Source organism: Paenarthrobacter sp. YJN-5 (assembly GCF_015040095.1).
Classification (GTDB): Bacteria; Actinomycetota; Actinomycetes; order Actinomycetales; family Micrococcaceae; genus Arthrobacter; species Arthrobacter ureafaciens.
In genome coordinates, this window is the sequence record NZ_CP053544.1 from 134,333 (window position 1) to 161,103 (window position 26,771).

The window sequence follows — 26,771 nt, forward strand, 5'->3', positions numbered from 1 at the left end:
TATTCCTTTATTTCACTAGGCAGAAACGCGTTGGACGCCCTGCTGGGCTGGTGTTGAGGTGGTGCAGCCACACGATTCGCGTCGCACCAGCGCGACGGGAAGGACATTGCGGCGGCGCAGCTTGCGGGCCGGGCTGCTGATCCTGGCAAAGATCCTCTCAGCCGCGACCCGTCCCAGATTGTGGGGGTTTTGGTCGACGACCGTGACCGCAGGCCGGAGTACGTCGGCCATCGGGAAATCGCCGAAGCTGATCAACCCGACATCAGTCCTCTTGGCCGCCTGCAGGGCGGGGAAAACACCAATTGAAAAGCGTGCGTTCGAGGAAAAGATCGCTGTGGGAGGGTCCGCCAGTTTCAGAAGATCAAGGCAAGCGTTCGCTGCTATCTCCGGTTCCCTGGGACCGAGCGCTATCAGGTCCTCGTCAACGGCAATGCCGGCGGCCTCAAGGGCGGCCTTGTAGCCCTCCAGACGAAGCCGTGTGGTCGGGATGGTGGGGGAGTCGCCAATGAAGGCGATCCTGCGGTGCCCGTGCCCTATGAGGTGCTCGGTGGCTTCCCTGGCGCCCCCCAGATCATCCTCAACGAAGGAATCCGCTGTGACTTTGTTGGGGGCGCGGTCGACGAAGACGATGGGCAGATTGGCTTGCCATCGTCCCAGATATGACTGGTCGTGGGCGATCGGTGCGATGACCAGTGCGCTGATCTGACGCCGGACGGTCATCTCCACGATGCCCTGCTCCAGTGCCGGGTCATCGCCCAGGCTCGTCACCACGATGGACATGTCCTGTTCCCTCGCGGCGGTTTCGATCTCCTTGATCAGTGCTGCGAAGAACGGGTCGGCGATGTCCGGGACGGCGATTCCAATGACGGGGGCTCGGCCTTCGCGGAAAGTCCGGGCCATCATGTTCGGTACGTAGTTCAGTTGCTTCATCGCTGACCGGACCTTGTCGCGGAGCGCATCGCTGACATGAGGGTCGTCGTTGAACACCCTGGAAACTGTCTTCGCGCTGGTCCCGGCCAGGTCCGCTACGTCCTGCATTGTTGTCACTGGTGCGTCTCATTTCCCATCGAGAGGAAGACCCTTCGGCGCGGTCGGATCATCCTTGGCTTCGATGACTGCTCGGATCATCAAGCCGGTTCTTGAGCCGGCTGAGATCATCCTTTCAGAAAGCACCGGATCGGGGCCCTCGGCTAGGGGAACTGACCGGGATTATCCTCCACGAGAACTGGTCCCATTCATCATGTCATCGATGTCATATATCTGCAAGGGTCAGCGGACGGGCCGTCGCGGCGTGACTGGCTTCCGGGCGTTGAACATGGATGATGCACGTTCGACCAGTTCGACACCGAATATCGTCCGCGCCGCGGATGGATGTTCGGCTCCGTCGAGCCGGTCGAACAGCCGCAGTGCGGATGCCCGGCCGAGGCGCGCGGGCTCCTGGTTGATCACGGAGATGGCAGGTTCGAGCACGGCGGCCATGGGAAAGTCTCCAAAGCTGACGAAAGCCACAGTTCCAGGCTCAAGCTTCTGGACGGTAGGGAACAGCGCCTGTGAGGTTCGGGAGTTGGAGGAGAAGACAGCCGTCGGCGCGGCAGGGCCTTCGAGCAGGTGCAGCAGTCGGTCGCTGGCATGATCCTTGTCCACGAGCACGACCAGGTCATCCCGGACCGGGACCCCGGCCGCGCGCAGCGCATCCTTGTACCCTTCGAGCCGTCGACGGGTGGTGATGACCGATTCAGAGTCCCCGATGAAGGCGATGTTCCGGTGTTCGCGGCTGATCAGATGATTGGTGGCTGTTGTGGCGCCGCCGCGGTCGTCTTCGAGGAAAATGTCCGCCTCGATGTTGGCCGGCTCGCGGTCGATGAAGACGATGGGAGTCTGGGTTTGCCAGGGCGACAGGTAGCTTTGGTCGCTGCTGATCGGTGCGACCACGAGGCCGTCGACCTGGCGACGCAGCAGCGCCTCAATGACCGGGCGCTCCCTGGTTTCGTCAAAGCCCAGGCTCGTGACGGCGATGGTGTATCCGCGCGTCTGGGCCTGCCGGTCGATTGCTTTGATGATCGTGGCGAAGAACGGGTCGGCGATATCAGGCACGGCAATGCCGACAACGGACGCTCGCCCTTCCCTGAAGGTGCGGGCAAGCATGTTCGGCACATAGCCGAGTTGTTCCATGGCCAGTTCCACCCGGGCCCGGGTCTCGGGGGAGACGTAGGCTTCGTCGTTGAACACGCGGGAGACGGTCTTGGCGCTGACGCCTGCACGCCTGGCGACGTCCTGCATGGTGGTCATGTGGTGCCTCCGGTTTGAAGCGCTGTGAGTGCGGCCGCTTGCACGATCTCCGGATCCGGATCGGGGCTCCCTCGCCGGCGCGACCGTCGGAAGTCGTTTTTCATTCAATCTGACATCGATGACAAAAATCAATTGACATCGATGACATACGCGGGTAGCTTCGTTTCTTGCCAGCTAGGAAACCTTCATCGAGGCCCCGGCTGAACGATCTCGCACAGGGCTCTGTCCGGCTACTACCCACGCGCCACCAGACCGCAGTCCCCAGCACGCTGCCAGGAGCCCCGAGGCAGAAAACCACCTAAGAATGAGGATCCACCAATGATGTTGAAGAAGCCCCTCGTCGCCATTCTCGCCGTAGGAGCCTTTGCTGCTCTTCCCCTGACCGCCTGCTCATCGCCCTCGGCCGGCGGCGCTACGGCGGCCGGGGACAAGCCCTACAAGATTGCCTTCGTCCCCGGCCTGGTGGGGGATGAGTTCTACATCAGCATGAAATGCGGTGTGGAGAAGCAGGCGAAGGCCGATGGCGTCACGACGGACACCCAGGGTCCGCAGAAGTTTGACCCGAGCCTGCAGCGGCCAATTCTCGACTCCGTCGTCGCTTCCAAGCCCGACGCGCTGCTGATCTCCCCGACGGATGCAACGGCTCTGCAGGTGCCCATCAAGGCCGCGGCCGATGCCGGCATCAAGGTCGTCCTGGTTGATACAACCCTGGGCGATCCTTCCGTGGCGGTTTCGGCGATTGCTTCGGATAACCGGGGCGGCGGCGCTGAAGCCTTCGCAGCGATCAAGAAGCTCAATCCTTCCGGCGGCAAGGTTCTCGTTGTCTCCACCGATCCTGGCGTCTCAACGTTGGACGAGCGTGTCGCAGGGTTTGAAGGGGCAGTGAAGAAGGACTCCTCCTTTGAGTATGTGGGAGTCCAGTACAGCCACAACGATCCAGCTGAGGCAGCAAAGCTTGTTTCCGCGGCACTGGCCAAGGACCCCGATATCGTTGGCATCTTTGCCGGCAACACCGCAGCGGCCGAAGGCAGTGCCACTGGCGTCCGTCAGGCGGGCATGAAGAACCAAGTCAAGATCGTTGGCTTCGACGCAGGACCGGCACAGGTCAAGCAGCTCAAGGAAGGCACGGTCCAAGCCCTTATCGCACAGCAGCCCGAGCAGATCGGCGTTGACGGCGTCAAGCAGGCCCTGGCAGCGCTCAAGGGCACGGAAGTCACCGCGAAGATCCAAACCAACTTCAAGGTCATCACCGCGGACAACGTCGACACCGACGGTGCCGAGTACGTCTACAAGTCCGGCTGCTAGCAGACGGCCTGCCGCGTCCCGGGCAGCTTCCCGGGACGCGGCACACCAACCACGGCGCCACCTGCAGCGCGCCAACAAGCCCAACACGAAGGTCAGAATCCCATGAAAGCCGTTGTTTACGACGCCCCGAGCTCATTCACCATCCAGGACATTCCCACGCCGGTTCCGGCGACCGGTGAGGTTCTGATCAAGGTGATTCAAACGGGCGTGTGCGGGACGGATCTGCATATCCACGAGGGAGACTTCTACGCCGCCTTCCCGCTCATTCCCGGCCACGAAATCGTCGGTACGATCGCCGGTCTGGGCGAGGACGTCACGGAGTTCTCCGTCGGGGACCGGGTGACCGTGAACCCGAACATCAGCTGTGGAAACTGCCATTCCTGCCGCTCCGGACGGCCTCTGCTCTGCAAAAACCTCAAAGGCATCGGTACCAACTGGCCGGGCGGATTCGCGGAATACCTGACGGTCCCCGTCCAGTACACCTATTCCGTTGATGGAATCGCCGATGACACGGCCGTGGCCACTGAACCCGCAGCCTGCGCCATGCACGGACTCGAAACGTTGCAGGTCAAGCCCGGCAGCACGGCGCTGGTCTTCGGCGCTGGACCCACCGGCCTGCTGCTGTCGCAGCTGCTGGCCAAGGGTGGTGCCGCGAAGGTCACCGTGGCAGCATCCTCGGCCTTCAAGCTCGAACGCGCCAAGGAACTGGGCATCGACGATACCTACCTGATGGACCGCAGTGACCTTGCCGGGGATGTGGCGAAACTCCACGAACTCTCCGGAGGCGCCGGCTTCGATATTGTCATCGACGCCACGGGTTCCCCGGCAGTGGCCGAGACCACTGTGGGTCTGACACGTGATGGCGGTACTGTCATGTTCTACGGCGTCACCGGCCCTGACGATCGCGTCAGCATCAGCCCCTACGACGTCTTCCGCCGGGAAATCACCATCAAGGGGTCTTTCGCTGAAATCTCATCCTTCCCGGCGACCATTGAAGCGCTTCGCAGCGGCCGTGCCAGCACAGCGGGGATGATCACCCACCGATTCAGCATCGACGAGTACGGCAAGGCCTTGGAAACGCTGCGCAAAGACAAAACGGCCCACAAAGTCGTCATCGTTCCGTAGCAATCAGAGAGATCACTAAAGCAATGAGCACAGCCATGATGAAACGAGTTGTTGTCCGTCCGGAGGGGATTGTCCTTACTGACGTGCCGAAGCCCGCGCCGGAGGCCCATGAGATTCTTGTCGAGACGACGGTCACGGGGGTCTGCGGCTCGGACACGCACGCCGCTGCGGGGCATCACCCGTTCGTTCCGTTGCCCTACAACCCGGGCCACGAAGTGGTCGGGATCGTCCGGGAAGTGGGCGGGTCCGTGTCCGGTATCAGCGTCGGGGACCACGTCACCGTCGAACCCACGCTGCCGTGCTGGACCTGCAAGATGTGCACCACGGGCCGGTCCAATATCTGCGAAAACCTGCGGTTCTTCGGCTGCGGCTACGACCAGGGCGGGATGGCCGATTTCTTCACCATCCCCGCGAACCGGGTGCACGTCATCCCGGCAGGGATGACGGACCTGCAGGCAGCACTGATCGAACCGCTCTCCACCCCCGTCCACGCCGTCCGGCTCTCCGGCGGAGTCGAAGGCAAAGCCGTCGTCATCATCGGCGCGGGCACCATCGGGCTGCTCGTCCTGGCCGCCGCCCGGCACGCCGGGGCGCGGAAGATCGTGGTCACCGACATGCTCCCGAGCAAACGCGAACGTGCGCTGCGCCTGGGCGCCGACGCCGTCCTGGAAGCAGACCGCCCCGACCTGGTCCAGGCCGTCCGCACGGAACTGGGCGAAAGCGCCGACGTCGTCTTTGACTGCGTCTCCATCCAGTCCACGATCGACCTGTCCGTGAAGCTGGCCTCCAAGGGCGGCACCGTCATGGTCGTCGGCGTCCCGGCCAAACCCGTCACCGTGGCCCTGCCCGAACTCCAGGACCTCCAGGTACGACTCCAAGGCAGCGCCACCTACATGCCCGAAGACTACGAAGAAGCCATCAACATCATCCAGGCCGGCAGCGTCACCGCCGAGGACTTCATCACCTCACAGTTCTCCTTCGACAACGTCGCCGAGGCCTTCCGCGCCTCCGCCGCCGGAGAAGAAGTCAAAGTCGTCCTCACCCGAACCGAGGCCTTGGCGGGGGCGAACGCCGGTGCCTAGGGACCTCTACGCCGAGTACACCGTCCTGCCCGGTCATGAGGAGCGCGTGGCCGAGATGATGCGCGAACTCATTCCGCTCGTTCAAGCAGAACCCGGCAACCTCATGTTCCTTGCCTTCACCTTGGCCGAACAGCCCAGGAAGTACTTTGTCATGGAGAGGTACAGCGATGACGAGGCCTTCCGGCAGCACATGGCAGCAGAATACGGTCACCGGTTCAACGCCGAAATCGGCGAACACATCGAAGGAGACATGACGTCCTTGACCTGGCTGGAGGAGTTCGCCCACCAGAACGAAGCCGCATAGTCACCCCTCTGCGTCGAGAAAAGACGTGGAGACGATCCATCAGTCTTGGCGGGTCCGCGTCGCGGACCCGCCATTGCTGCTGCCTTGCCGGCAGCGCCACGAAGACCCCAGCCTGCCCCGCAGCGCCCTACATTCTCGACAACAATCACTGAGGAGAATCCTGTGAAAGTCCACAGAGCCATCCGCAAAATCGTCCTGCCCACGGCCGTCGTGGCCGCGGCCGCAATGACCCTGACCGCTTGTGCAGGCGCCGGTGGCGGCGGAGCAGTCGCCGGCGATGCCAACACCATCAACGTCCTGATGGTCAACAACCCGCAAATGGAAGACCTTCAGCGCCTCACCGCTGAAAACTTCACCAAAGACACCGGCATCAAGGTCAACTTCACCGTGCTCCCGGAAAACGATGTCAGGGCCAAGATCAGCCAGGAATTCTCAAGCCAGGCAGGCCAATATGACATCGCGTCCCTGTCGAACTACGAGATTCCGTTCTACTCGGACAACAAATGGCTGGCATCACTGAGTGACTACGCCGCCAAGGACACCGAATTCGACCAGGCTGACATCCTCCCGGCCTACACCGAGTCCCTGACCGGTAAAGACGGGAAACTCTACGGTGAACCCTTCTACGGTGAGTCTTCGCTGCTGATGTACCGGAAAGACATCTTCGACGCCCATGGCCTGAGCATGCCGGCGAACCCCACCTGGGACCAGGTCGCCGATCTGGCCGCAAAGGTTGACGACGCGGAGCCGAACATGAAAGGCATCTGCCTGCGCGGCCAGCCCGGCTGGGGACAGGTCGCCGCCCCGCTGACCACCGTCGTTAATACCTTCGGCGGCACGTGGTTCGACAAGAACTGGAACGCCCAGGTCAACTCGCCGGAATTCACCGAGGCCACGAAATTCTATGTTGACCTTGTCCGTAACCACGGCGAGGCGGGCGCCGCGCAGGCAGGCTTCACCGAATGCCTGAACAACATGACCCAGAGCCGCACAGCCATGTGGTACGACGCCTCATCAGCCGGCGGCTCCCTCGAAGCAGACAACTCCCCGGTCAAGGGCAAGATCGGCTATGTTCAGGCGCCAGTGAACAAAACCAAGTCCTCGGGCTGGCTGTGGACCTGGTCCTGGGGTGTCCAGGCCGCGTCCAAAAAGCAGGACGCTGCCTGGAAGTTCATCTCCTGGGCCAGCTCAAAGAAGTACGAAACCCTCGTCGCAGACAAGCTCGGGTGGGCAAAGGTCCCCTCCGGAAAGCGCACCTCCACCTACGAGAACGCCGACTTCCAGAAAGCTGCACCGTTCTTCGAAGCCGAACGTGAGGCCATCCAAAGCGCTGACCCGAAGAACCCCGGTGTCCAGGAACGACCCGCCATCGGCATCCAGTTCGTCGGCATCCCTCAATTCGCTGATCTGGGCACCCGGGTTTCGCAAGGAATCAGCTCTGCCATCGCCGGGCAAGGAACCGTAGAGGATGCCCTGGCCAAGGGGCAGGAGGCTGCCCAGCGAGTGGCCGACAAGTACAAGAACCAGAAGTAAACGAGCGGGCGGTAATCGGCTTCGCCGCCGGGAACCCCAAGGACATAAGGCAAAACATGACTTCCTCAACAACGCTCGCTTCCAGGACAGGACAGCGGGCACCCCAAAAGGCAAACTCGACAACGGCCCGGGAACGGGCCGCAGACTGGGCACGCCGTGCCCCACTGCTGCCGGCGTTGATCTTCCTCATCGTGGTCACACAGCTGCCCTTCGTGGCCACGCTTGTTATCTCATTCCTCAACTGGAACAGTCTCCAGCCCAACGCGACGAGCTTCGCCGGTCTGGAAAACTACATCCAGGTCCTCACCGACTCCGACCTCCGTCAGGCAATCATCACCACCATCGTCCTGACCGCGTCCGTCGTTCTGGTCAGCCTGGCCATCGGACTTGGCCTGGCCTTGCTGCTGGACAAGAAATTCATCGGCCGCGGCCTCGCCCGGACCTTGCTGATCGCGCCCTTCCTCGTCGTCCCAGTCGCCGCGGCGTTGGTCTGGAAACACGCAATCCTCAACCCCACCTATGGCCTGATCAACGGCACGCTGACATGGATATGGTCCCTCTTCGGCAGCACGACACCACCGCAGCCGGACCTGCTCTCCCAGACACCGCTCATGGCCGTCATCGTGTCCCTGGTGTGGCAGTGGACCCCGTTCATGATGCTCATCCTCCTGGCAGGCCTGCAGTCCAAACCGGCAGACGTGATCGAAGCTGCACAAATGGACGGCGCGACCCCGTTCCAGATCTTCCGGTACATCACCTTGCCGCACCTGCGCCAATACCTCGAACTCGGCGGACTGCTCGGCGCGATCTACATCGTCCAAAACTTCGACGCTGTCTTCACCCTCACCGCCGGCGGCCTCGGGACCGCCAACCTGCCCTACGCCATTTACCAGACCTTCTACTTCGCCAACGAATACGGTCTGGCCTCCGCCGCCGGTGTCGTTGTCGTTTTCGGCACGATCATCGTGGCCACCTTCGCACTCCGGACCGTTTTCTCGCTCTTCAAAAAGGAGGCAGCACGATGACCGCCCTCACACAGACCAACCGCTCCACCCAGTCTTTCCCCGTCGTCCGGAAACGGAAGTCCAAGACGGACCCGACACGCAACAAGACCGCCGCCGGCCTGGCGGCATGGCTTCTGGCCCTGCTGTTCGCCTCACCAGTGCTGTGGATGGTCCTCACGTCCTTCCACTCCGAGAACGATGCAGCCACCAACCCGCCCTCAGTCGCCGCTAACCTGACCATCGACGCCTACAAGGAGTTCTTCGGCGCCAGCTCCGGCGTCAGCCCCTGGCCGGCGTTGATCAACTCCGCGACAGCCTCGATCCTCTCAACTGTCCTGGTCCTTGCCCTGGCGATTCCGGCCGCCTACGCGCTCTCCATCCGCCCAGTGAAGAAGTGGACCGACGTCCTGTTCTTCTTCCTCTCCACCAAGATGATGCCGGTAGTGGCCGCCGTGCTGCCCCTGTTCCTCTTCGCCAAGACCGCAGGGGCACTGGACAACATCTGGTTCCTCATCCTCATGTACACGTCCATGAACCTGCCCATCGCCGTCTGGATGATGAGGTCCTTCCTCGCCGAAGTCCCCGTGGAAATGCTCGAAGCTGCCCAACTCGACGGAGCCAACCTGATCCTGACCCTGCGGAAAGTCATTGCCCCCGTGGCGATGCCCGGAATCGCAGCAACCGCACTGATCTGCTTCATCTTCAGCTGGAACGAGCTGCTCCTGGCCCGCGTTCTCACCGGAGTCGTCGCCGGCACCGCACCCGTGTTCCTGACCGGCTTCGTCTCCAGCCAAGGACTGTTCCTGGCCAAAGTGTGCGCAGCAGCCGTCGTCATCTCCCTGCCCGTACTCTTCGCCGGATTCGCAGCCCAAGACAAGCTCGTCTAAGGACTATCACTGGGCGCGGTCAAGTAAGAATTCGAGGACCACTCACCGTCGGCGGGGATTTGCGACAACCCTGATCAACTTCATACGCCAGAAGCGGAAGACCTTCACTGACCTCCTCGGCCCCTTCCATCCAAGCACCAAATCTGGACCGCACGCCAGAACACCAGTACTGCCTGATGTTCTGGCGTGCTGTGTCGTTCTAAACGGGAATGCGGTTGACCGCGTCTTCGAGCTCGAGCGGGCGCGGGAGTGCATAGTTGGGGGAGCACTTCCTCGCGCACGTCCGCAGAGATCGAGGACAGTCCTTCCAGCCGCTGTTGGCCCGGCTCAGGGCCCTTGCCAGCGGGATGACGGGAGTTCTCGCAGCTACTTCTACTCCCGTTGTTTCAACGCCGATAACCGTGATTCCGTCAAGCTGTCCTGCGACACATATCGCAGGCGCCGGATGCGTTCGGGTAGCTAATTCCAGAGCGGGAAGTGGCCCAGTTGGTCGGGGCGCCAATGTGTGAGATAGGAAGTAGCTGTACATCTGGGTATGAGCGTAGGACGGCTGGGAGGAGTTTGGTCCGCCCGACGTTGAGGGTCCGGAGCATGTACTGGATGAGGGTGAGTTGGCCGAAGGTGCGGTTCATCTCGTGGCGGGCGTGATCGAGTTCGGGTATGTGGCCGACGCTTGGAAGTTTGGGCTTTATTGCGTGGACCTTGTTAAAAAGTCGTCCGTGGTGGGCGCAGATGTTTCTCAGGACGTTAAGTGATTTCATCCAGGACTCGAGCTGCGGCGCGGTCAGGCCAAACGTGGCCGCGAGATCGTCTTGGGTCTGCCGCGGCGAAAAGCCGTACAGGTAGGTGAGTGCTCCCCAGTCGAGGACTTCAACGGCTGCCCACACAGGAAGGGTTCCGCCGTACTTGGCCTGGTGGTGCTTGACGAAGTCTTCCTTTGAATCAGCCAGGCTCTTCTTGTACCGCTGCATCCACATGGCATAAGAGGTTCCCTGGCCTGCTCTCGGACCCAGGAATGCTGGTTTGAGGTGGGCGCATTCGTCGATCGTCCCGAGGGCGTGGCCGAGTAGTGCGCGCAACGCCAGTTCGATCGGTGCGAGGGAGGCAAAGGTCGCTGTTCGCAGACTCGCATCGAAGTTAAAGAGCCTGACGACGTCGGTGAACGTCGTTCCTGTGTAAAAGCTGTCCTCACGACCTGAAGGTCCTTGGTGCCTAAAGGAATACCAGTACCCACTCAAGCGGTAGTAGTTCGTGTGCTGCAACTGCTGGATGGCGGCTTCTCTGTCCGCGATGGCCATCCCGCGGGAGGCAAGGAGGTCGACTTGCTCCTCGTAGGTCTTGTAGGCCTTCACGGGTGCGGGCAACTGAGGCTCCTGCTCAGGGAAAGTGAAGACCGGCCCTGGACCTACCGAAGTAGGCGGAACCGGTCGTAGTGCTTCAACTATATCGGATTTCCCAATTCGGCTCCATTCGAGTGAAGCCTGAACTCCCTCGAAGTTAGCGCTTCGTTCGCGGCGACGCCCACGCCCGAAGTCAGAGTAAGTTCACGATGTCGTTTTACTGACAGTGCCTCATGCTGTTCTTAGACCCCACTCTGACAGGTTTCAGGAAGATGGAGCGAGTGGGATACGACAAAATCTCGGGATAGCCCATGAAACCTGGGATTGAACAGCGTGATCGGGGACCCGCGGTTGCGACCTCCCAAGTTGCGACCAGACTGCCGCGAAGACAGTCCCGATAGGTCGCACGAGCGCCAAAGTCTTCCCTCGTCAGACGGCCTTTACGTCAGATTGGGGTGTTGCCTATTCACACGAGATTCCGGACCTAATGTCCCTTCCAGAAGCCGCCTGCACTCAATCTCAGAAGCTGATTGCACCATCACGGACCAGCACCAGCCTCAGTCGGTACTGGCCGGCCGCTGGGTTTGAGCGTGATGCCTATCTGCTCAGCAAGGTGTTGCCGAGGGTTTCCGCGGTGATGCCGGTGCTGTCGGAGAGGAAGTAGACAGGGCAGAGGAACCCGCTGGTCATGCTCTTTCCGTTACTGCTGTGCGGATGTGGTAGCGCAGCCGTCCGTGGGTGGGGCCTTCACGCCGGTTCCGGCCGCGTCGGGGTGTAGCGCGGACCAGGTCATGCGGTAGGCGCGGGTACCTTTTAGTTGCTTTGGTTCCACCCACACTTCATGTCCTTCAGCGGCTTCGATGAGTACGCGGCCTGTCAGCCCGTGGGCGGCGATCCACAGGGCGGAGGAATCGGGCATGACATCTTCGACGAGCCCTGTGCGAATAGTGGTTCCGTTTTTTCGGATTTCCACGACGGTGCCGCGGAGAGTGTTCCAGGTGTCGTGGCGGTAGACGGGCATGGGCGTGCCTTTCGTTCGGCGGCGGTGGTGAACGGGTGGGCGCCGGCACTGTGGGGGCACGGCTTGGATGCCGGCCGCGCCCCCGTAGTCCGTGGGTTTTAGCGGGCGATGATGACGTCGAGTGTGCGGGGGCCGTGAACTCCCTCAACCCGTTCCAGTTCGATGTCACTGGTGGCGCTGGGCCCGCTGATCATGGTCAAAGGCCTGGTGCCGTTGATTCGGCCCAGGGCCTCGGGCAGGATCCCGGCGATGTCGGCGACTTTCACAACACAGATGTGGTGGTCCGGGACGAGGGTGATAGCGCGGCGGCCCTGGTTGGGGCTGCCGTCCAGGATGATGGTCCCGGTCTCGGCGACGGCCACGGCGCTTCCCGTCACGACGGCGTCGATCCCATCGAGCTCGGCGACGCTCAGTGGCGCGGTCACCGAGTCCGTGCGCCGCCGGCTGTCCTGTTCGAGTTCCGGTCCGGTGAGCCAGCCGGCGTCCAGCCCGGCTGGCACAACGTAGCTGCCGGCCCCGGCGAGGAGTTCTGCAATCTTGGCAGGAACGTCCGCGGTGTCCACGATGGAGACCCGGGCTTTGTAGTCGATCAGGCGGTCCACCAGCAGCTCGATCAGTTCGGCTTCGTCCAACTGGCTCGAGGCCCGGTACCCACGAGGGATAACGGGAACCTCGGGGGTGTCTTTTAGGGCGGTGCGGATCCGGTCGAGGATCTCTTCGCGGGCGCTCATGGCTGGTCTTCCTGGTCGTGGGTTGCGGCGGGGGCGGTGTCCGGGGCGTGGTGTTCCTTCTTCCACCAGTCGCGGAAGGATTGCTTGGGCGGGGCCGGGATGTCACGGCTTTGCGTCCAGCCGGCGGCGATGCCGGGCAGTTTGGTGATTTTCTTGTCCGGGCCGGCCGCCAGGCGTCCCAGTGGCAGGCCTTTTTCAAGCATGCCCAGCCGTTTGCCGGAGGACAGCGCCCAGGATGCGGCGTTCATGCCGATGTCCATCTGGGTGGGGATCTTCTTTTTCCCGCGTTTGCTGTCCACGTCCACGCTGCGCAGGTGCACCAGGATGTCGGGGATGTTGATCTTGACGGGGCAGGCGTCGTAGCAGGCCCCGCACAGCGAGGACGCATAAGGCAGCGAGTTGTTCTCCTCGGCCTGGATGCCGGTCATCAGGGGTGAGAGGATCGCCCCGATCGGGCCAGGGTACGTTGACCCGTAGGCGTGGCCACCGGTGCGTTCATAGACGGGGCAGACGTTCATGCAAGCGCTGCACCGGATGCAGTGCAGTGCCGAGCGGCCCATTTCATCGGCCAGGGCAGCGCTGCGGCCGTTATCCAGCAGAACCAGGTGGACGTTCTGGGGCCCGTCTCCTTCGGTGACGCCGGTCCAGAGGGAGGTATAGGGGTTCATCCGCTCACCAGTTGATGACCGCGGGAGAAGCTGCATGAACACTTCAAGGTCCTGCCAGGTGGGCAGGAGTTTCTCCACGCCCATCACGGTGATCAGAGTCTCGGGCAGGGTCAGGCACATCCGGCCGTTGCCTTCGGATTCAACGACGGCGAGGGTACCGGAATCTGCGAGGGCGAAGTTGGCACCGGAGACGGCGACCTTGGCGGTGAGGAATTTCCGGCGCAGGTGCGCCCTGGCGGCGCCGGCAAGGCGTGCGGGGTCGTTGGTCAGCTCAGGGTCCACGCCTTCCATTTCGCGGAGGAAAATGTCCCGTACCTGGGTGCGGTTTTTGTGGATTGCCGGGACCAGGATATGGCTGGGCTTGTCGTGGTCCAGCTGAACGATCAGCTCGGCGAGGTCGGTCTCATAGGCGGCGATGCCCTGTTCTTCGAGGTACTCGTTGAGGCCGATTTCCTGGGTGGCCATGGACTTGATCTTGACCGCTTCGGTTTCCCCGGTCGCCCGGATCAGCCCGGCCACGATTTCGTTGGCCTCATCGGCGTCCCTGGCCCAGTGGATCACGCCGCCGCGGGCGGTGAAGTTCGCCTCGAACTGTTCCAGCAGCTCGGGCAGGCGGGCCATCACAGATTCCTTGATGGCGGAGCCGGCGTCGCGTAGATTTTCCCAGTCGGGCAGTTCCGAGACCACGTTGAGCCGTTTGTCCCGGATCGTGTGGGTGGCGTGGCCAAGGTTGGCCCGGAGCTGGGCGTTGCCAAGCTCCCGGTGGGCCGCCTTTGGGAAGGACTGGGAGGCGTGCAGGTTGCCTGTGCCGTAGACGGGCAGGGAGGGCATGCCAAGGAAGGTGCTCATCGTGTTGCCTTTCCGATGGAGACGAGCACATCGCCGCTAACGGCCGCGGGCTCCTCAACGGTGCTTGCAAGGATTTCGGCCAGGTGCAGGGTGGCGACGTCACTGCCCTGCCGGGAGAGGCCGCCGCCGATGTGCATCAGGCAGGAGGCGTCCCCGCCGGCGCACAGGCTGGCGCCGGTTGAGGCGATGTTGGCCGTCTTGTCCTCCAGCATGGCCGAGGAGACATCGGCGTTCTTCATCGAGAACGTGCCACCGAACCCGCAGCACTGGTCCGCTTCGGGCAGCTCTGCCATGTCGATTCCCTGCACGGTGGCCAGCAGCCGGGACTGCCGATCACCCAGCCGCAGCAGGCGCATGCCGTGGCAGCTGGGGTGGTAGGTGACCCGATGCGGGAAGTAGGAGCCCAGCTGCGCACCGGCGTCTGTGACGCCCAGGACGTCCACGAGGAGTTCGGACAGTTCGTAGGTTTTGGCGCCGACTGCGGTGGCCCGGGCTTCCAAGTCCTTGTCGCCGCAGGCGCGGGCGACCATGGGGTGCTGGTGCTTTACGGACGCGACGCAGGACCCCGAAGGGGCGATGGCAACGTCGTAGTCCTCGGTGTCGAAGGAGTTCACGTGGTTGGCGATGACGGGGACGGCTTCCTTGATGTAGCCGCTGTTAACGTGCATCTGCCCGCAGCAGGCCTGGCCGGACGGGAACACGACCTCGTGTCCCAGCCTCTCCAGAATCTTTACGGTGGCCCGCGCCGTGGCGGGGTACATCGCATCCACGATGCACGTAGCGAACAAAGCGATTCGCATGACAGCCTTTCGGGCTAAGGGGTTGTGGTCTGACCATAGTAGACCACGTGACCGGCGCCACTGGCAACAACCGATGCTCAAGTGAAGGGGCTCACAATCGGGGGAGATGTGCGCTACACTCTACTGGTTCGACCACAGAGGTCAGACCATACTCCCCCTGTCGCCCCCTCAATGTGGAGGAACTCCGTGGACCAGTTCACCCCCAGCACCGACCCGGTGCTCAACAGCATCGCCTGGTCGGCCATCGTCGCCCTGCTGCCGCTGCTGACCTTCTTCATCCTGCTCGCCGTCGTCAAAACCAGGGCCCATATCGCCGGGGCCTTCGCCCTGCTGGCGGCCCTGCTCGTCGGCATCGTGGCGTTCCAGATGCCGGCCGGCCTGGCGCTGCTGTCCGCCACCCAGGGCGGGGTCTTCGGCGCCTTCCCCGTGCTGTGGATCGTCATCATGGCCGTCTGGCTCTACCAGGTCACCGTCCTCAGCGGACGCTTCGAGGACCTCCGCCGCGTCTTTGACGTGATCGGTAAAGGCGACGTGCGCCTGCAGGCGGTCCTGATCGCCTTCTGCTTCGGCGGCCTGCTCGAGGCCCTCGCAGGATTCGGCGCCCCGGTCGCGATCACCGCGACCATGCTGCTCGCTCTCGGACTGCCTCCGCTGCGTGCCGCTGCCGCCGTGCTGGTCGCCAACACCGCCCCGGTCGCCTTCGGCGCCATGGCCATCCCGATCACCACCGCCGCCGGGCTCACCGGGCTTCAGGCCACGGACATTGCCTCCATCGTCGGACGCCAGGCACCGCTGCTGGCCACCATCGTGCCGCTGATCCTGCTCTTCATCCTCGACGGCCGCAAGGGCCTCAAGGACTGCTGGCCCGCCGCGCTCGTTGTCGGCTTCTCCTTCGCCGTTGCCCAGTTCCTCTGCTCGAACTACTTCTCCTACGAACTCACCGACATCGTCGCCTCCCTCGCCGGGCTCGGCGCGGCCGTACTGTTCTTCCGCGTCTGGACGCCCAAGGGCAGCAACGCCGCACGCGAACGCCTGGGCGTGCTCGCTGAGGCAGCCGAGAAGGCAGCCTCCGCCACGGCAGGCGGCGGCTCACGCCGGGGCTCAGCTGTCGCCACCGCAGATACCGCCGAAGACCGCCTGACCCCCAGGCGCACCTGGCTGGCCCTGTTCCCGTACTTCCTCGTGATCGTCGTCTTCGGCATCGCAAAGCTGTGGAAACTTGGCGTGAACGTCCCCGCATTCCTCGCCTCGACCGATATCAAGATCCCGTGGCCGATCCTGCACGACGCCCTCGTCAATGCCGAGGGCAAGCCCATCTCATCCACCGTCTACTCATTCCAGTGGCTCTCCACCCCGGGCACCCTGCTGTTGCTCACAGGCCTAATCGTCGCCGCCGTGTATTCCAAGTACAACGACGGTGGCCGCTACCGCATCACGATTGGAGATGCGGTAAAGGAGATTTGGAACACCATTTACCGGATGCGCTGGGCAGGTTTGACGATCATCACGGTCCTCGCCTTGGCTTATGTCATGAACTTCTCCGGGCAGACGATTTCCATCGGCACTTGGCTGGCCGGCACCGGCACCTTCTTCGCATTCCTCTCACCGGTCCTGGGGTGGATCGGCACGGCAGTCACCGGCTCTGACACTTCAGCCAACGCCCTGTTCGGCAAGCTCCAGCAGACCGCAGGCCTGAAGGCCGGAATCGATCCAAACCTTCTCGTGGCTGGCAATACCTCCGGCGGCGTCGTCGGCAAGCTGATCAGCCCACAAAACCTCGCTATCGCCGCATCCTCGGTCAACCTTGAAGGCAAGGAATCCGTGATCCTGCGTAAAGTAGTGGGATGGAGTGTTGCGCTGCTGCTCGTGCTCTGCACGCTGTCCTACCTCCAGTCCACCCCCATCCTTGGCTGGATGCTGCCCTAGCGTTCCAACCCAAACAGTACGGAGTGTGCGGGCAGGCATGCCCGCACACTCCCCGCGCATTAAGGACCGACCCGCCCGTGGCAACCGTTGACGCAGGAGCGACCCCACGCCGTCGCACCCATGACGCGCTCCTTAAAGACATCGAAGCGGACCTGCGCTCGGGCAAAATCAAAGTCGGCGACCGCCTCCCCGGCGAACGAACACTCGCCGAAAACTACGGCATCTCCCGGGCCTCAGTGCGCGAAGCCATCCGCGTCCTCGACGCCATGGGAATACTGCGAAGCTCCGTCGGATCCGGACCCACCTCTGGTGCAATCGTCGTCTCCGACCCGTCCGCCGGACTATCGTCCGCACTCCGGCTGCACGTTGCCAGCAGCACACTTCCGGTCGCAGACATCGTGGAGACCCGCATCCTGCTCGAAACCTGGACAGCCCGGGCCGGCGCGAAAAGAGTTGGCGGTGAGGAAGACCTGGAGCAGGCCGCTCAGCTACTGCACGCCATGGACCACCCAGACATCAATCGTGAAGCCTTCCATGAACTGGACGCCAGGTTTCATGTGACGCTGAGCTCCCTTGCCGGCAATGCAGTAGTGGCGACCATGATGGAATCCCTAAGCGGTGCCATTGTCGGGTACGTGAAAGGTGCCATGGAGGCCATGGACGCCTGGCCGGACGTCATTTCCATACTCCGCACCCAACACCACGGCATCTTCGACGCCGTCAAGGCACGCGACGGAGAACTCGCGGCCCGACTCCTGCAAGAGCACATCGAATGGTTCCACAAGAAGGCACAGGAAGCGACCGACAACTAGGCCATGCCGTGCCAGAACGTTGTCCGACCCCGCCTCGGGTGTTGCTCCGCCGATACCCCGGGACCAGCTTCTGGCGGTGGTCGGCAAGCCCCGCCGAGGAAGACGTTCATTTCCCCGGCCGCGTCTGGGCGGCACGGGAAATGGGCTGGAACCGTCCGGTGCTCCAGCTGCTCAGTTTGTTGACGGCGTCAGGGGTGAAGTTGTGGGCGCCGGGGTCGCGTCGGGCGTAGGTCTGTTTCCCTGAATCGTTGAGAAGGTAGGACCAGGTGCGCGCAAGAAGTTCCCGGGGGATCAAGTGGTCAGACTCGCTTTGGGCGACGAATACCGAAACGCCGGCCAGTCTTGCAGAGGTGACGGGGCGCCTGACGAATCCACCGAAACTCGCCGCGGCAACCCTCACGGCGGACGGAACGTTGAACGGTGACAAGCAAGCAAGCACATCGGCGCTCGGGGGCTGAAAGTCACGTATCCCGCGGGAGTCCGGAGCGAAACCTATCCGGCGGACGGGGAACGGCGGTGCGTCAAGATAGCGCGAAGTTCCGTTTTATTGACAGTGAATCGCGATGTATTCGCTTTTTACCGGTAAGCAGGATCAAGTAATCTCATCCGCCTGCCCTCTCGACTCGTACCGAGAGGGCGGCGGGCATGGTCGGGAACATTGGTGACTTCTCCAGGTCCGGCAGAGCGCGCGTGCTTTCCATTGAGACTTTCGTTCTTTTTGGGCACGCGGTATGAGCCTTCAAGGTCCCTCTGCAGTGGCCCTTTGAAGATTGAATCAGGAGCCTCTCAGTTGCGAGGTTGGGAAACCCTAGCGGTTTTCATGGGTCCCTGTGAGGAGGAAGGGGAGTGCTGTCCGGCGTCAGGGTCGGCGGAGGCTAATGTGCTGGATGTTCCAGTGATGTGGTCGATTCCGGAACGGTCCAGGATCGGCAAGGGGGGTGTTAGTACGCTTTGACGCGTTGTTCGACGATGAGATGGATGAGTGCGAATACGTTGTCATCGTCTATGGCTTTGAGGGCTGCGGTGAGGGCCTGCGGGATATCGTGATCTTGTTCGACTCTTATGCCGAGGCCGCCGAAGGCTTGGGCCATCAGGGCGAAATCCGGGTTCTTCAGCTGGGTTCCGGAGACGCGGTCCGGGTAGTGGCGTTCCTGGTGGGTGCGGATGGTTCCGTATTCCTGGTTGTCCATCACGACAACCAGGGGAGTGGCTCCGTATTGTGCTGCGGTGGCCAGTTCCTGCCCGTTCATGAGGAATTCGCCGTCGCCGGCGATGGTAATGACCCGTCGTCCGGGTGTTTCGAGGGAGGCGGCGATCGCTGAGGGCACCGAGTACCCCATGGATCCGTTGCGTGCGCTGAGCATGGAGGCGTAACGGCGGGTAGGAAAGTACCGGTGGGCCCAGTTGGTATGTTCCCCGGCGCCGAAAGTGACCATGGCGTCATGGGGAAGCGTGGGGACGAGGTTGGCCATGAGGGTGTCCATTCGTGCCGGACCGTTGCCTGGAGCGGCAGGTGGCAGAGCAGCGAAGGCTTCCTGTTCCTTGCGCATGCGGGATGTCCAGGCCTTCCATTCTTCTTTCACCGGGAGCTCGATCTCGACAAGGTCGCGGATGAAGACGTCAGGTTTCGCCACGATCTGCCAGGAGACCGGGCCGGATCGTCCGCGCAGGGAGGAGTCGATCGTGACGAGAAAATTCTTCTTGTTCCAGTCCTGCCGGCAGACAAAACCGTCGGTGATGACATCGCCGGGCACTGTGCCGACGAATATCAGCAGGTCGGTTTCTTCCAGGAGATCATAGGTGGGGCGTGGCCGGCCGTAACCGATTGGCCCGACGTATGATGGGGAGTCGAAGGGGACGGTCCCTTGCGTCCGCCATTCTGCGGCTGCGGGGAGATGGTGCTTCTCCAGCCAGGCCGTGAGCTTATCGGCGGCCGCCTGGGACCAGTCATTGCCACCGGTGACGAACAAGGGCTTCGTGGAATCTAACAGTGCTGCGGTTATTGCAGCTGCGTCCGCCGTCGTCATTCCGCCCGTGGCGACGGGTATGACCGGATGCACTGCCGGGTCAACGTGCTCGCGGATGACGTCTTCGGGAAGACCGACCACAACAGGGCCGGGGCGCCCGCTCATGGCTGCGAACATGGCTTCAGCAACGATTTCGGAGGCTCGTTCGGCGTGATCAAGCACCATCACCCGCTTGGCGCCGCTGTTAAACCATGCCTTGATATCGAACTCCTGAAAGGCTTCCCGGTCCCTGTGCACGAACGGGATGAGGCCCACGAAGAGCACCAGGGGAGTGGAGTCCTGCCAAGCGGTGTGCAGGCCAACGTGTGCATTCGCTGCACCCGGGCCGCGGGTCACCATGGCGACGCCCGGCAGCTGTTTCATTTTGCCGTCAGCTTCAGCCATGTAAGTGGCACCGCCCTCATGCCTGCACACGACGGTGTCTATGGGCGAATCGTGGAGCCCGTCGAGGACGTCGAGGAAGCTCTCGCCGGGAACGACGTAAGCGCGCGTGACGCCATGGGCAACGAGCGAGTCGACGATGACGTGTCCTGCGGATTTGGTCAGCTGCCAAGCGGGAAGCTCACCTGCACCGGCCCTCACCGCTCCGGCACGGGGATCTGCCGACGCGGTCGAATCCAACACGTAAGGGCCTTGTTGCGGTGCCTCGGGCGAAGCTGAGGTCGTTGTCACTGGTTCTTCTCGTCTCCTAGGTTTTCCATGAGGTTCGGTGTCAGGCCCGCAGGCGCCAAATTTTCAGGACCCGGGGCGGGTCGTGTCAGAGGCTTGTTGTGGCGTGTTGCGCGGGCCAGAATGCTGATCTGTTCGAGGGTGAGGCCGGAAGCCGTCGCCAGCTGTGCTGGGTCGAGTAGTCCCGTTTCAAGCGCTCTGACGATGAGCTGTTCCTGTTGCTTTTGTAATTCCCCTCGTACGGCCTCGAGTTTGTTGGCCTGCTGGCTAACGGCGCTGAGGCTTTGAACGTGGGATTTGGCGGTGACGCCGGAGTGGGGGAGTTCTTCCCAGGCCAACGCGAGGGATCTTGCTTTGGCGGGGGTTACACCTGCTGCACAAGCGACTACGTGCACGGGCACATCGTCCCAGATAGCTTGTGCAATTCCTGAGTCCAGCTCGCCTCGCAGACTGCTAAGTCTGCTGGAGATGCGGGCCAGGCCTTGGCCCTGGATGATGAGTCCTTGGTGGAGTTTCTGCCTGTCGCGCACCGCCCGCTGTTCGGAACCTGCTTTGCTCCTGTAGGTGTAAGTCATCTCGTGGCAACCTGGCGGCAGTGGCTTGTGCTGTTGCTCGTCATCATCTCGGGCATTTGGTCCTCGCAGCCTCAGGCGCCGGCATTGTCGCCTGTTGGCTGATCGCCGCGGGACGGCGCTTCTCCGGCAGGTCGTGGGAATCAGCCCACACTTCGAATCCTTCTGCTGCTTCGAAGATCCTTCGGCTTTCTGCGCCGTCCGCCGCCAGCCACAGCATTGCGACGTCGGCGGCGACGGCGTCAACGACTCCGGCCCGCACTAACCGGCCGCGCCTGCGGATCTCGACTTCAGCGCCCACAAAGCGGCCCCAGTCATCGCATCGGTAGGAGTTCATGGTGGTTCTTTCTGTTAAAGAGGCTAAGCATTCTCGGGCGCTTCTACGGGGGCTAGTCGGTCTCCGGTCCCTCGCAGTAATGGCAGCCGTCGTCACAATAAGGCGGGGCGGCCGGAAGGACGGCAACCGGGAATCCGGTCTCGGGATTGTCGATGCGGGGGGGCTTGCCAGGGTTTATTCCCCGAGGGAAGCTGCGGGTTTCGTCCAGCGCGCTGAATGAGTGGTGGGCTAGAAACTGCCACTGGTATCTCCCGGGAAAGAATGGCCGTCCTTGGGCCGAGGGTGCCTGGATTCGCTTGCGACCAGCATCCACCCCACAGATGGGCTGTTGTCCGTCTGCAGGACGCTGCCCTTCGCGATGCCTTGCCAGGCAGCTGTCCGGCCTACATGCTCCCGCCATCCCTCCATCGGGCAGTGCTCCCCGGTTCTCGCTCCGCGGGCTTCAGTAAAGTTCAATTTGGGGTTCTGCTCGTAAAGAGTGCGTTTCTTCACCCTGGCCTCGATACCGCATCGTGGTCTGACTCCGACCGTTCAATTGGTGCTCCTTGGCGGGCGCTCGGTACCATCCTGTTTGCCTTCCCGGGTTGCTCGGGGTTGCTTGCTCATCTGTTCCCGAAAATCCCGGTCCTTCATCCCTTACCTGCTTTCATTCATGGGGATGCGGACGCCGCGCTCTTGGGCGACGTCGAGGGCGCGGTCGTAGCCGGCGTCGGCGTGGCGGATGACGCCCATGCCGGGGTCGTTGGTGAGGAGGCGTTCGAGTTTTTGCGCGGCGAGGTCGGTGCCGTCGGCGACGGAAACCTGGCCGGCGTGGATGGAGCGGCCGATGCCCACGCCGCCGCCGTGGTGCAGCGAAACCCAGGTGGCGCCGGAGGCGGTGTTGAGCAGGGCGTTCAGCAGCGGCCAGTCGGCGATGGCGTCCGAGCCGTCGGCCATGGCCTCGGTTTCGCGGTAGGGGGAGGCGACGGAGCCGGAGTCCAGGTGGTCGCGGCCGATCACGATGGGAGCCTTGACCTTCCCTTCCTTCACGAGCTGGTTGAACAGCAGGCCGGCCTGGTGGCGTTCGCCGTAGCCGAGCCAGCAGATGCGGGCCGGCAGGCCCTCGAAATCCACCCGCTCCTGGGCGGCGTCGATCCAGCGGTGCAGGTGGGTGTTGTCCGGGAAGAGCTCCTTGATGGCTTCGTCCGTGACGCGGATGTCCTCCGGGTCGCCAGACAGGGCAACCCAGCGGAACGGGCCGAGCCCCTCGCAGAACAGCGGGCGGATGTAGGCGGGAACGAAGCCGGGGAACTCGAACGCACGGGCGTAACCGCCCTTGCGGGCTTCGTCGCGGATGGAGTTGCCGTAGTCAAAGACCTCGGCGCCGGCGTCCTGGAATTCCACCATGGCCTGGACGTGCCTGGCCATCGATGCCTGGGCCTTCTTGGTGAAACCTTCCGGGTCAGCCTCGGCTTCGCGGTGCCACTCCGCCACCGAGATGCCTTCAGGCAGGTAGCTCAACGGATCGTGCGCGGACGTCTGGTCGGTGACGATGTCCACGGTGAGTTCGCCTGCCTTGTGGCGGCGCAGGATCTCCGGGAAGACTTCGGCGGCGTTGCCCACCAGCCCGACGGACCAGCCGCGGCGCTCTTCCTTGGCCTTGAGCACCTTGGCGATGGCGGCGTCGAGGTCTGTTTCCACTTCGTCCAGGTAGCGCTTGCCGGCGCGGCGGCGCAGGCGGGTCTCGTCGACGTCGACGATCAGGCAGGCGCCGTCGTTGAGGGTGACGGCGAGCGGCTGGGCGCCGCCCATGCCGCCGCATCCGCCGGTGAGGGTCAGGGTGCCCGCGAGGGTGCCGTTCTCGTCTCCGGTCAGCTTGCGGGCGATTGCGGCGAAGGTTTCGAAGGTGCCCTGCAGGATGCCCTGGGTGCCGATGTAGATCCAGGATCCGGCCGTCATCTGGCCGTACATCATCAGGCCTTCGGCCTCGAGCCGGCGGAATTCGGGCCAGGTGGCCCAGTCGCCCACCAGGTTGGAGTTGGCCAGCAGCACACGAGGCGCCCATTCGTTGGTGCGGAACACCCCGACCGGTTTGCCGGACTGGACCAGGAGGGTCTCGTCCTTTTCCATGGATTCCAGAGTGCGGGTGATCGCGTCAAATGCGGCCCAGGAGCGGACGGCGCGGCCGGTTCCGCCGTAGACCACAAGGTCGTCCGGGCGTTCGGCGACCTCGGGGTCCAGGTTGTTCATCAGCATGCGCAGCGGGGCTTCGGTCTGCCAGGACTTTGCGGTGAGCACGGTGCCGCGGGCTGCTTTGACCGGGCGGGCACCGGTGGTGAAATCGGCGGGTGCCATGGTGGACTCCTTTTCGTGGTGCGGACCGGTGAGGTCTTTGTTTTGCAGATGCGCAAGGGCGGTGTGGAATTCGCTCTGCGCCCCAGTTGAAGTGGTGATTAAAGTAGGACAGATTTTCCCGGCCGGATGCAGGCGCAGGGCCGGGTTCTTGTCCGGTGTACCGGACAAGAACCGCGGTTGTGGGCGCAGCCACAGTTATCCGGAAATCATTCAGCCCGGTTGACTGTTGGGCGGTAGTGCGTGGCCGAAGCCCCTGCTCAAGGGGGATCGAGCAGGGGCTTCGGGGTATAGAGGGTGCTTAGGCGGGTTGGCCGGCGAGGCCGTAGGCTTCATCGTCGGACGCCTGGGGGATCTTCATCTCGAAGGTCTCCGTGATGGAGGTGTAGTCGTGGTACCCCATCCGGGCCAGGGGCCGAATTTTCTGGATGTCGAGCCGTCCATCGACAGTCAGGACCTCGTCATTGATGTGGATCCGTTCCACCTGCGCGAAGACGATGTCGATGGTGCCTACGTTCGAGTTTCCCGTCATTCGGTGAGTTGAGAGGTATCTGCACTCGAAGTGGACAGGGCTCTCGGCGACCATTGGTGTGGGGGAGAGTTCCGCGTAGCGCTTGGTAATGCCGGCCCGGTCGAATTCGTTTTCCTCGAAGGGCAATGCCATGGCGCTAATGTTAACGGCTTCGCGGAGGTCGTAGGTGGCCATGTTCCATACAAACCATCCAGTCTGCTCCGCGTTGAGGACTGTGTCCTTCCTCCTCCCGTCCGGGTACTGGTTCGCAGAGAACATCACCATGGGAGGGTCGAAGGTCAGGTTCTGCCACTGGCTGTAGGGGGCAAGGTTCTCCACACCATCGGGGCTGATGCTGGAGAGCCATCCGATGGGCCGCGGGACGGTGCAGCTCTTGAAGGGCGAGTAGGGCAGCGGGCTGCGCTCGAGCGCAGGATCGTATTTCACAGGGTTTCCTCAGTACTGGTGGTGACGGTTGCCGGAACGGTGGCTGCGTTTGCCGGCTCAGGAGTAGCCGGGGCTGACGCTGTTTGGTTCCGGACGTTGTGGGATGTGGCGTAGTAGAGGCCACCGGCGACGACGAGGCCGATCAGCCAGGCAATCTCGGCGCCTCCGAGCAGGTCGGCGATGGGGCCGACATAGAGCGAGCTGTTCATGAACGGGATCTGGATGAGTACGCCGATCGCGTATGCCAGGAAGGCGCCCTTGTTGAACCGGCCGTATTCGCCGTCGCGGAGGAACAGTTGGGCGATGTTATACCGCTCTTTGCGGACCCAGTAGTAGTCCACGAGGTTGATGGCCGACCAGGGTGTCATGAAATAGAGCAGGAACAGCAGGAAGTTTGTGAAGTTGGTCAGGAAGTTGGCGGTGGCCGCCAGCGCGATTGCCAATGAGACTGCGGAGATCACTACGACGTAGAGCGACCGTTGCCGCGGGCCTACCCGGTTCTGACCGGTGAGGCTTGTGATGATGGTGGCGAGGGACATGTACCCGCCGTAGGAGCTCAGGGTGTTGCCGGTCAGCTTGCCCAAGCTCACGGCGAGCAGGACCAGCGGCCAGATCGCCCCGCCAAGGCCAGCGAGATATCCGACCTGGTCATGGCCGAAGGCTTTGCCGCCCAGTGCCGCTGCTAGGGCACCGAGAATCATGGCGAGGGAACCGCCCAGAACACTGCCCAGGAAGGTCCAGCCGATCGTGGCGCGCTTAGGGGTGCCCTCGGGCAGGTAGCGCGAGTAGTCCGCGATGTAGGGGCCGAACGTCAGCTGCCACGAAGCCGAAAGGGACACGCCCAGGACGAACGCCGCCCCATCAAAGGCATTCGTCTCGACTACTGCGCCAATGTTCCCGTCGTTGATAATGCGCACCAGGAGGATCACGAACACCACGGCGCTAAGAACAGCGGCGATGTGGGAGAACTTGTGGATGTAACGGTAACCGACGATCGCCAAGGTGGTCGACATGAGCGCGAAGATCGTTGCACCCACCTGCGGGGAGACGCCGAACAGGGTAGCAATCGCTTGGCCGCCGAGGACCAGGCCTGTGGCGTAGAAGCCGACATAGATCATCAGTGCCAGGACGAGAGGCAGGATCGCGCCGAAGTAGCCGAACTGCGCCCGGCTCTGAATCATTTGCGGAACCCCCAGTTTGGGACCCTGCGCCGAGTGCAGGGCAGTGAAAAACCCGCCCACAGCGTTTCCGATGATGATGGCCGGGATGGACCACAGGGCACTGTTGCCCAGGATCACGAACAGGGCGCCGGTCACCACTGCGGTGATGGATGTGTTGGCGGCGAACCAGACGAACAGCAGGCTGCGGGGCTTGCCGTGCCGTTCTTCGGGGGGAATGAAGTCAATGGAACGCCGCTCAACGGTAACGGTCTTCGCCATTGCAGACCTCGAATCTGTAGAAAGTTGGGGAGGTGGGTCGTTGCCTAGGTCACACCAGTATGCGACCAATATATTGGTTGTGCAAGTGGTTCGGTTAGAGTTGTGTCATGATGCAGCAGGGAAAGGCCGCGCAGGCCTACGAGGAGATTGAACGCCTCATCGTCTTCCAGGAGCTGGCTCCTGGCTCTCTTGTTTCAGAGGCTGTCTTGATGGAGAGGACGGGCCTTGGGCGCACCCCGGTCCGGGAGGCTCTCCAACAGCTCGCCCGGAACCGGCTGGTTGAGATCCATCCGAACAAGGGTGTCCTCGTGCCGCCGGCATCTGTTGAAGCCCAGTTGCGCATGCTCGAACTCCGCCGGGTGCTGGAAGCCCTGTCCGTGCGGCTCGCCTGCCAGACAGCAACTGACGACGACCGCAAAGCCATGCAGGAGATGGTCCAGCTGCTCGAAGCGGACCAGTTCACACTTCGGCAATACCTCGAAACGGTCAAGGAAACCCACCAGATGATCGTCGACGCAAGCCACAACGAGTATCTCGCCGACGCTATGGCCCCCCTCCAAGGGCTCTCACGCCGGTTCTGGATCACTCACGTCCGGGACGAGCAAGCCGAAATAAGCCAGGGATCAGGCCTTCACGCCCGCATCCTCCACGCAATCCTGGACCGGGACTCGGAGGGCGCCGAGAAAGCAAGCCACGCCCTGAATGACTATCTAGTGGAGTTCGCATACAGGACGGTCCACCCCCGCACCGGCAGATCCTAAC

The 26,771-nt window shown here is 62.8% G+C and carries 24 protein-coding genes; 10 read left to right on the forward strand and 14 right to left on the reverse strand.

Annotated elements, in window-relative coordinates; translation table 11 throughout:
- Window positions 1–15: 15 nt before the first annotated feature.
- Complete coding sequence (locus HMI59_RS00645; protein ID WP_227471656.1) at window positions 16–1,038, reverse strand: LacI family DNA-binding transcriptional regulator; 1,023 nt, start codon at window positions 1,036–1,038, stop codon at window positions 16–18.
- Between the two features lie 231 nt (window positions 1,039–1,269).
- Window positions 1,270–2,289, reverse strand: coding sequence for a LacI family DNA-binding transcriptional regulator (locus tag HMI59_RS00650; RefSeq protein ID WP_193592498.1), 1,020 nt, complete (start codon window positions 2,287–2,289; stop codon window positions 1,270–1,272).
- Between the two features lie 318 nt (window positions 2,290–2,607).
- Here HMI59_RS00650 and HMI59_RS00655 point away from each other — a divergent pair, with 318 nt between their 5' ends.
- The 7 genes from HMI59_RS00655 (at window position 2,608) to HMI59_RS00685 (ending at window position 9,529) form a co-directional block, all read left to right on the forward strand.
- Window positions 2,608–3,594 carry an ABC transporter substrate-binding protein gene (locus HMI59_RS00655; protein ID WP_227471487.1) on the forward strand — a complete coding sequence of 329 codons (987 nt, stop codon included), beginning with the start codon at window positions 2,608–2,610 and terminating at the stop codon, window positions 3,592–3,594.
- 102 nt (window positions 3,595–3,696) lie between these two features.
- A complete protein-coding gene (locus HMI59_RS00660; protein WP_193592499.1) occupies window positions 3,697–4,719 on the forward strand; it encodes a zinc-dependent alcohol dehydrogenase family protein in 1,023 nt (340 codons plus the stop codon).
- Between the two features lie 35 nt (window positions 4,720–4,754).
- Complete coding sequence (locus HMI59_RS00665) at window positions 4,755–5,801, forward strand: zinc-binding dehydrogenase (protein WP_193592500.1); 1,047 nt, start codon at window positions 4,755–4,757, stop codon at window positions 5,799–5,801.
- Entirely contained in the window at window positions 5,794–6,105 is a 312-nt protein-coding gene (locus tag HMI59_RS00670; RefSeq protein ID WP_193592501.1) for a putative quinol monooxygenase, read from the forward strand. The genes HMI59_RS00665 and HMI59_RS00670 overlap by 8 nt, the downstream gene beginning before the upstream one ends.
- A gap of 225 nt (window positions 6,106–6,330) precedes the next feature.
- Window positions 6,331–7,638 (forward strand): sugar ABC transporter substrate-binding protein, encoded by a 1,308-nt coding sequence (locus HMI59_RS00675; RefSeq protein ID WP_193593622.1) that lies wholly within the window; start codon window positions 6,331–6,333, stop codon window positions 7,636–7,638.
- A gap of 56 nt (window positions 7,639–7,694) precedes the next feature.
- On the forward strand, window positions 7,695–8,663 hold the full coding sequence (locus HMI59_RS00680) for a carbohydrate ABC transporter permease (RefSeq protein ID WP_193592502.1): 969 nt from the start codon (window positions 7,695–7,697) through the stop codon (window positions 8,661–8,663).
- Window positions 8,660–9,529 carry a carbohydrate ABC transporter permease gene (locus HMI59_RS00685; RefSeq protein ID WP_227471488.1) on the forward strand — a complete coding sequence of 290 codons (870 nt, stop codon included), beginning with the start codon at window positions 8,660–8,662 and terminating at the stop codon, window positions 9,527–9,529. Before HMI59_RS00680 ends, HMI59_RS00685 begins: the two co-directional genes overlap by 4 nt.
- 410 nt (window positions 9,530–9,939) lie before the next feature.
- Here HMI59_RS00685 and HMI59_RS00690 read toward each other — a convergent pair whose 3' ends face one another.
- The 5 genes from HMI59_RS00690 to HMI59_RS00715 form a co-directional block, all read right to left on the reverse strand.
- Window positions 9,940–10,893 carry an Abi family protein gene (locus tag HMI59_RS00690; protein WP_227471489.1) on the reverse strand — a complete coding sequence of 318 codons (954 nt, stop codon included), beginning with the start codon at window positions 10,891–10,893 and terminating at the stop codon, window positions 9,940–9,942.
- Between the two features lie 676 nt (window positions 10,894–11,569).
- Window positions 11,570–11,890, reverse strand: coding sequence for a hypothetical protein (locus HMI59_RS00700; protein WP_193592503.1), 321 nt, complete (start codon window positions 11,888–11,890; stop codon window positions 11,570–11,572).
- A gap of 98 nt (window positions 11,891–11,988) precedes the next feature.
- Window positions 11,989–12,621 (reverse strand): lactate utilization protein C, encoded by a 633-nt coding sequence (locus tag HMI59_RS00705; RefSeq protein ID WP_009357496.1) that lies wholly within the window; start codon window positions 12,619–12,621, stop codon window positions 11,989–11,991.
- Window positions 12,618–14,138 carry a LutB/LldF family L-lactate oxidation iron-sulfur protein gene (locus HMI59_RS00710; RefSeq protein WP_193592504.1) on the reverse strand — a complete coding sequence of 507 codons (1,521 nt, stop codon included), beginning with the start codon at window positions 14,136–14,138 and terminating at the stop codon, window positions 12,618–12,620. Before HMI59_RS00710 ends, HMI59_RS00705 begins: the two co-directional genes overlap by 4 nt.
- Window positions 14,135–14,938, reverse strand: a complete 804-nt coding sequence (locus HMI59_RS00715) for a (Fe-S)-binding protein (RefSeq protein ID WP_193592505.1) — start codon at window positions 14,936–14,938, stop codon at window positions 14,135–14,137. The genes HMI59_RS00710 and HMI59_RS00715 overlap by 4 nt, the downstream gene beginning before the upstream one ends.
- Window positions 14,939–15,124: 186 nt before the next feature.
- Between HMI59_RS00715 and HMI59_RS00720 the strand changes: the two genes are divergently transcribed.
- Both HMI59_RS00720 and HMI59_RS00725 read left to right on the forward strand, forming a co-directional pair.
- Complete coding sequence (locus HMI59_RS00720; protein ID WP_193592506.1) at window positions 15,125–16,864, forward strand: L-lactate permease; 1,740 nt, start codon at window positions 15,125–15,127, stop codon at window positions 16,862–16,864.
- A 77-nt stretch (window positions 16,865–16,941) separates the two neighbouring features.
- Window positions 16,942–17,676 (forward strand): FadR/GntR family transcriptional regulator, encoded by a 735-nt coding sequence (locus tag HMI59_RS00725; protein WP_009357492.1) that lies wholly within the window; start codon window positions 16,942–16,944, stop codon window positions 17,674–17,676.
- A gap of 106 nt (window positions 17,677–17,782) precedes the next feature.
- Here the strand turns inward: HMI59_RS00725 and HMI59_RS00730 are convergent, their stop codons facing one another.
- The 7 genes from HMI59_RS00730 to HMI59_RS00760 all read right to left on the reverse strand — a co-directional run bounded on the left by HMI59_RS00730 (window position 17,783) and on the right by HMI59_RS00760 (window position 26,009).
- Window positions 17,783–18,103, reverse strand: coding sequence for a hypothetical protein (locus tag HMI59_RS00730; protein ID WP_193592507.1), 321 nt, complete (start codon window positions 18,101–18,103; stop codon window positions 17,783–17,785).
- A gap of 514 nt (window positions 18,104–18,617) precedes the next feature.
- Entirely contained in the window at window positions 18,618–20,285 is a 1,668-nt protein-coding gene (locus HMI59_RS00735; protein ID WP_193593625.1) for a thiamine pyrophosphate-dependent enzyme, read from the reverse strand.
- An 86-nt stretch (window positions 20,286–20,371) separates the two neighbouring features.
- Window positions 20,372–20,947 (reverse strand): hypothetical protein, encoded by a 576-nt coding sequence (locus tag HMI59_RS00740; protein WP_009357489.1) that lies wholly within the window; start codon window positions 20,945–20,947, stop codon window positions 20,372–20,374.
- Window positions 20,948–20,990: 43 nt separating this feature from the next.
- Complete coding sequence (locus HMI59_RS00745; RefSeq protein ID WP_009357488.1) at window positions 20,991–21,281, reverse strand: hypothetical protein; 291 nt, start codon at window positions 21,279–21,281, stop codon at window positions 20,991–20,993.
- 636 nt (window positions 21,282–21,917) lie between these two features.
- A complete protein-coding gene (locus HMI59_RS00750; protein WP_193592508.1) occupies window positions 21,918–23,615 on the reverse strand; it encodes a urocanate hydratase in 1,698 nt (565 codons plus the stop codon).
- A gap of 298 nt (window positions 23,616–23,913) precedes the next feature.
- On the reverse strand, window positions 23,914–24,570 hold the full coding sequence (locus tag HMI59_RS00755; protein ID WP_193592509.1) for a flavin reductase family protein: 657 nt from the start codon (window positions 24,568–24,570) through the stop codon (window positions 23,914–23,916).
- Window positions 24,567–26,009: a cytosine permease gene (locus tag HMI59_RS00760; RefSeq protein ID WP_193592510.1), complete on the reverse strand. Its 1,443-nt coding sequence runs from the start codon at window positions 26,007–26,009 to the stop codon at window positions 24,567–24,569. Before HMI59_RS00760 ends, HMI59_RS00755 begins: the two co-directional genes overlap by 4 nt.
- Window positions 26,010–26,116: 107 nt before the next feature.
- Between HMI59_RS00760 and HMI59_RS00765 the strand changes: the two genes are divergently transcribed.
- Window positions 26,117–26,770, forward strand: a complete 654-nt coding sequence (locus HMI59_RS00765; protein ID WP_193592511.1) for a GntR family transcriptional regulator — start codon at window positions 26,117–26,119, stop codon at window positions 26,768–26,770.
- The last annotated feature ends 1 nt before the right edge of the window (window position 26,771 follow it).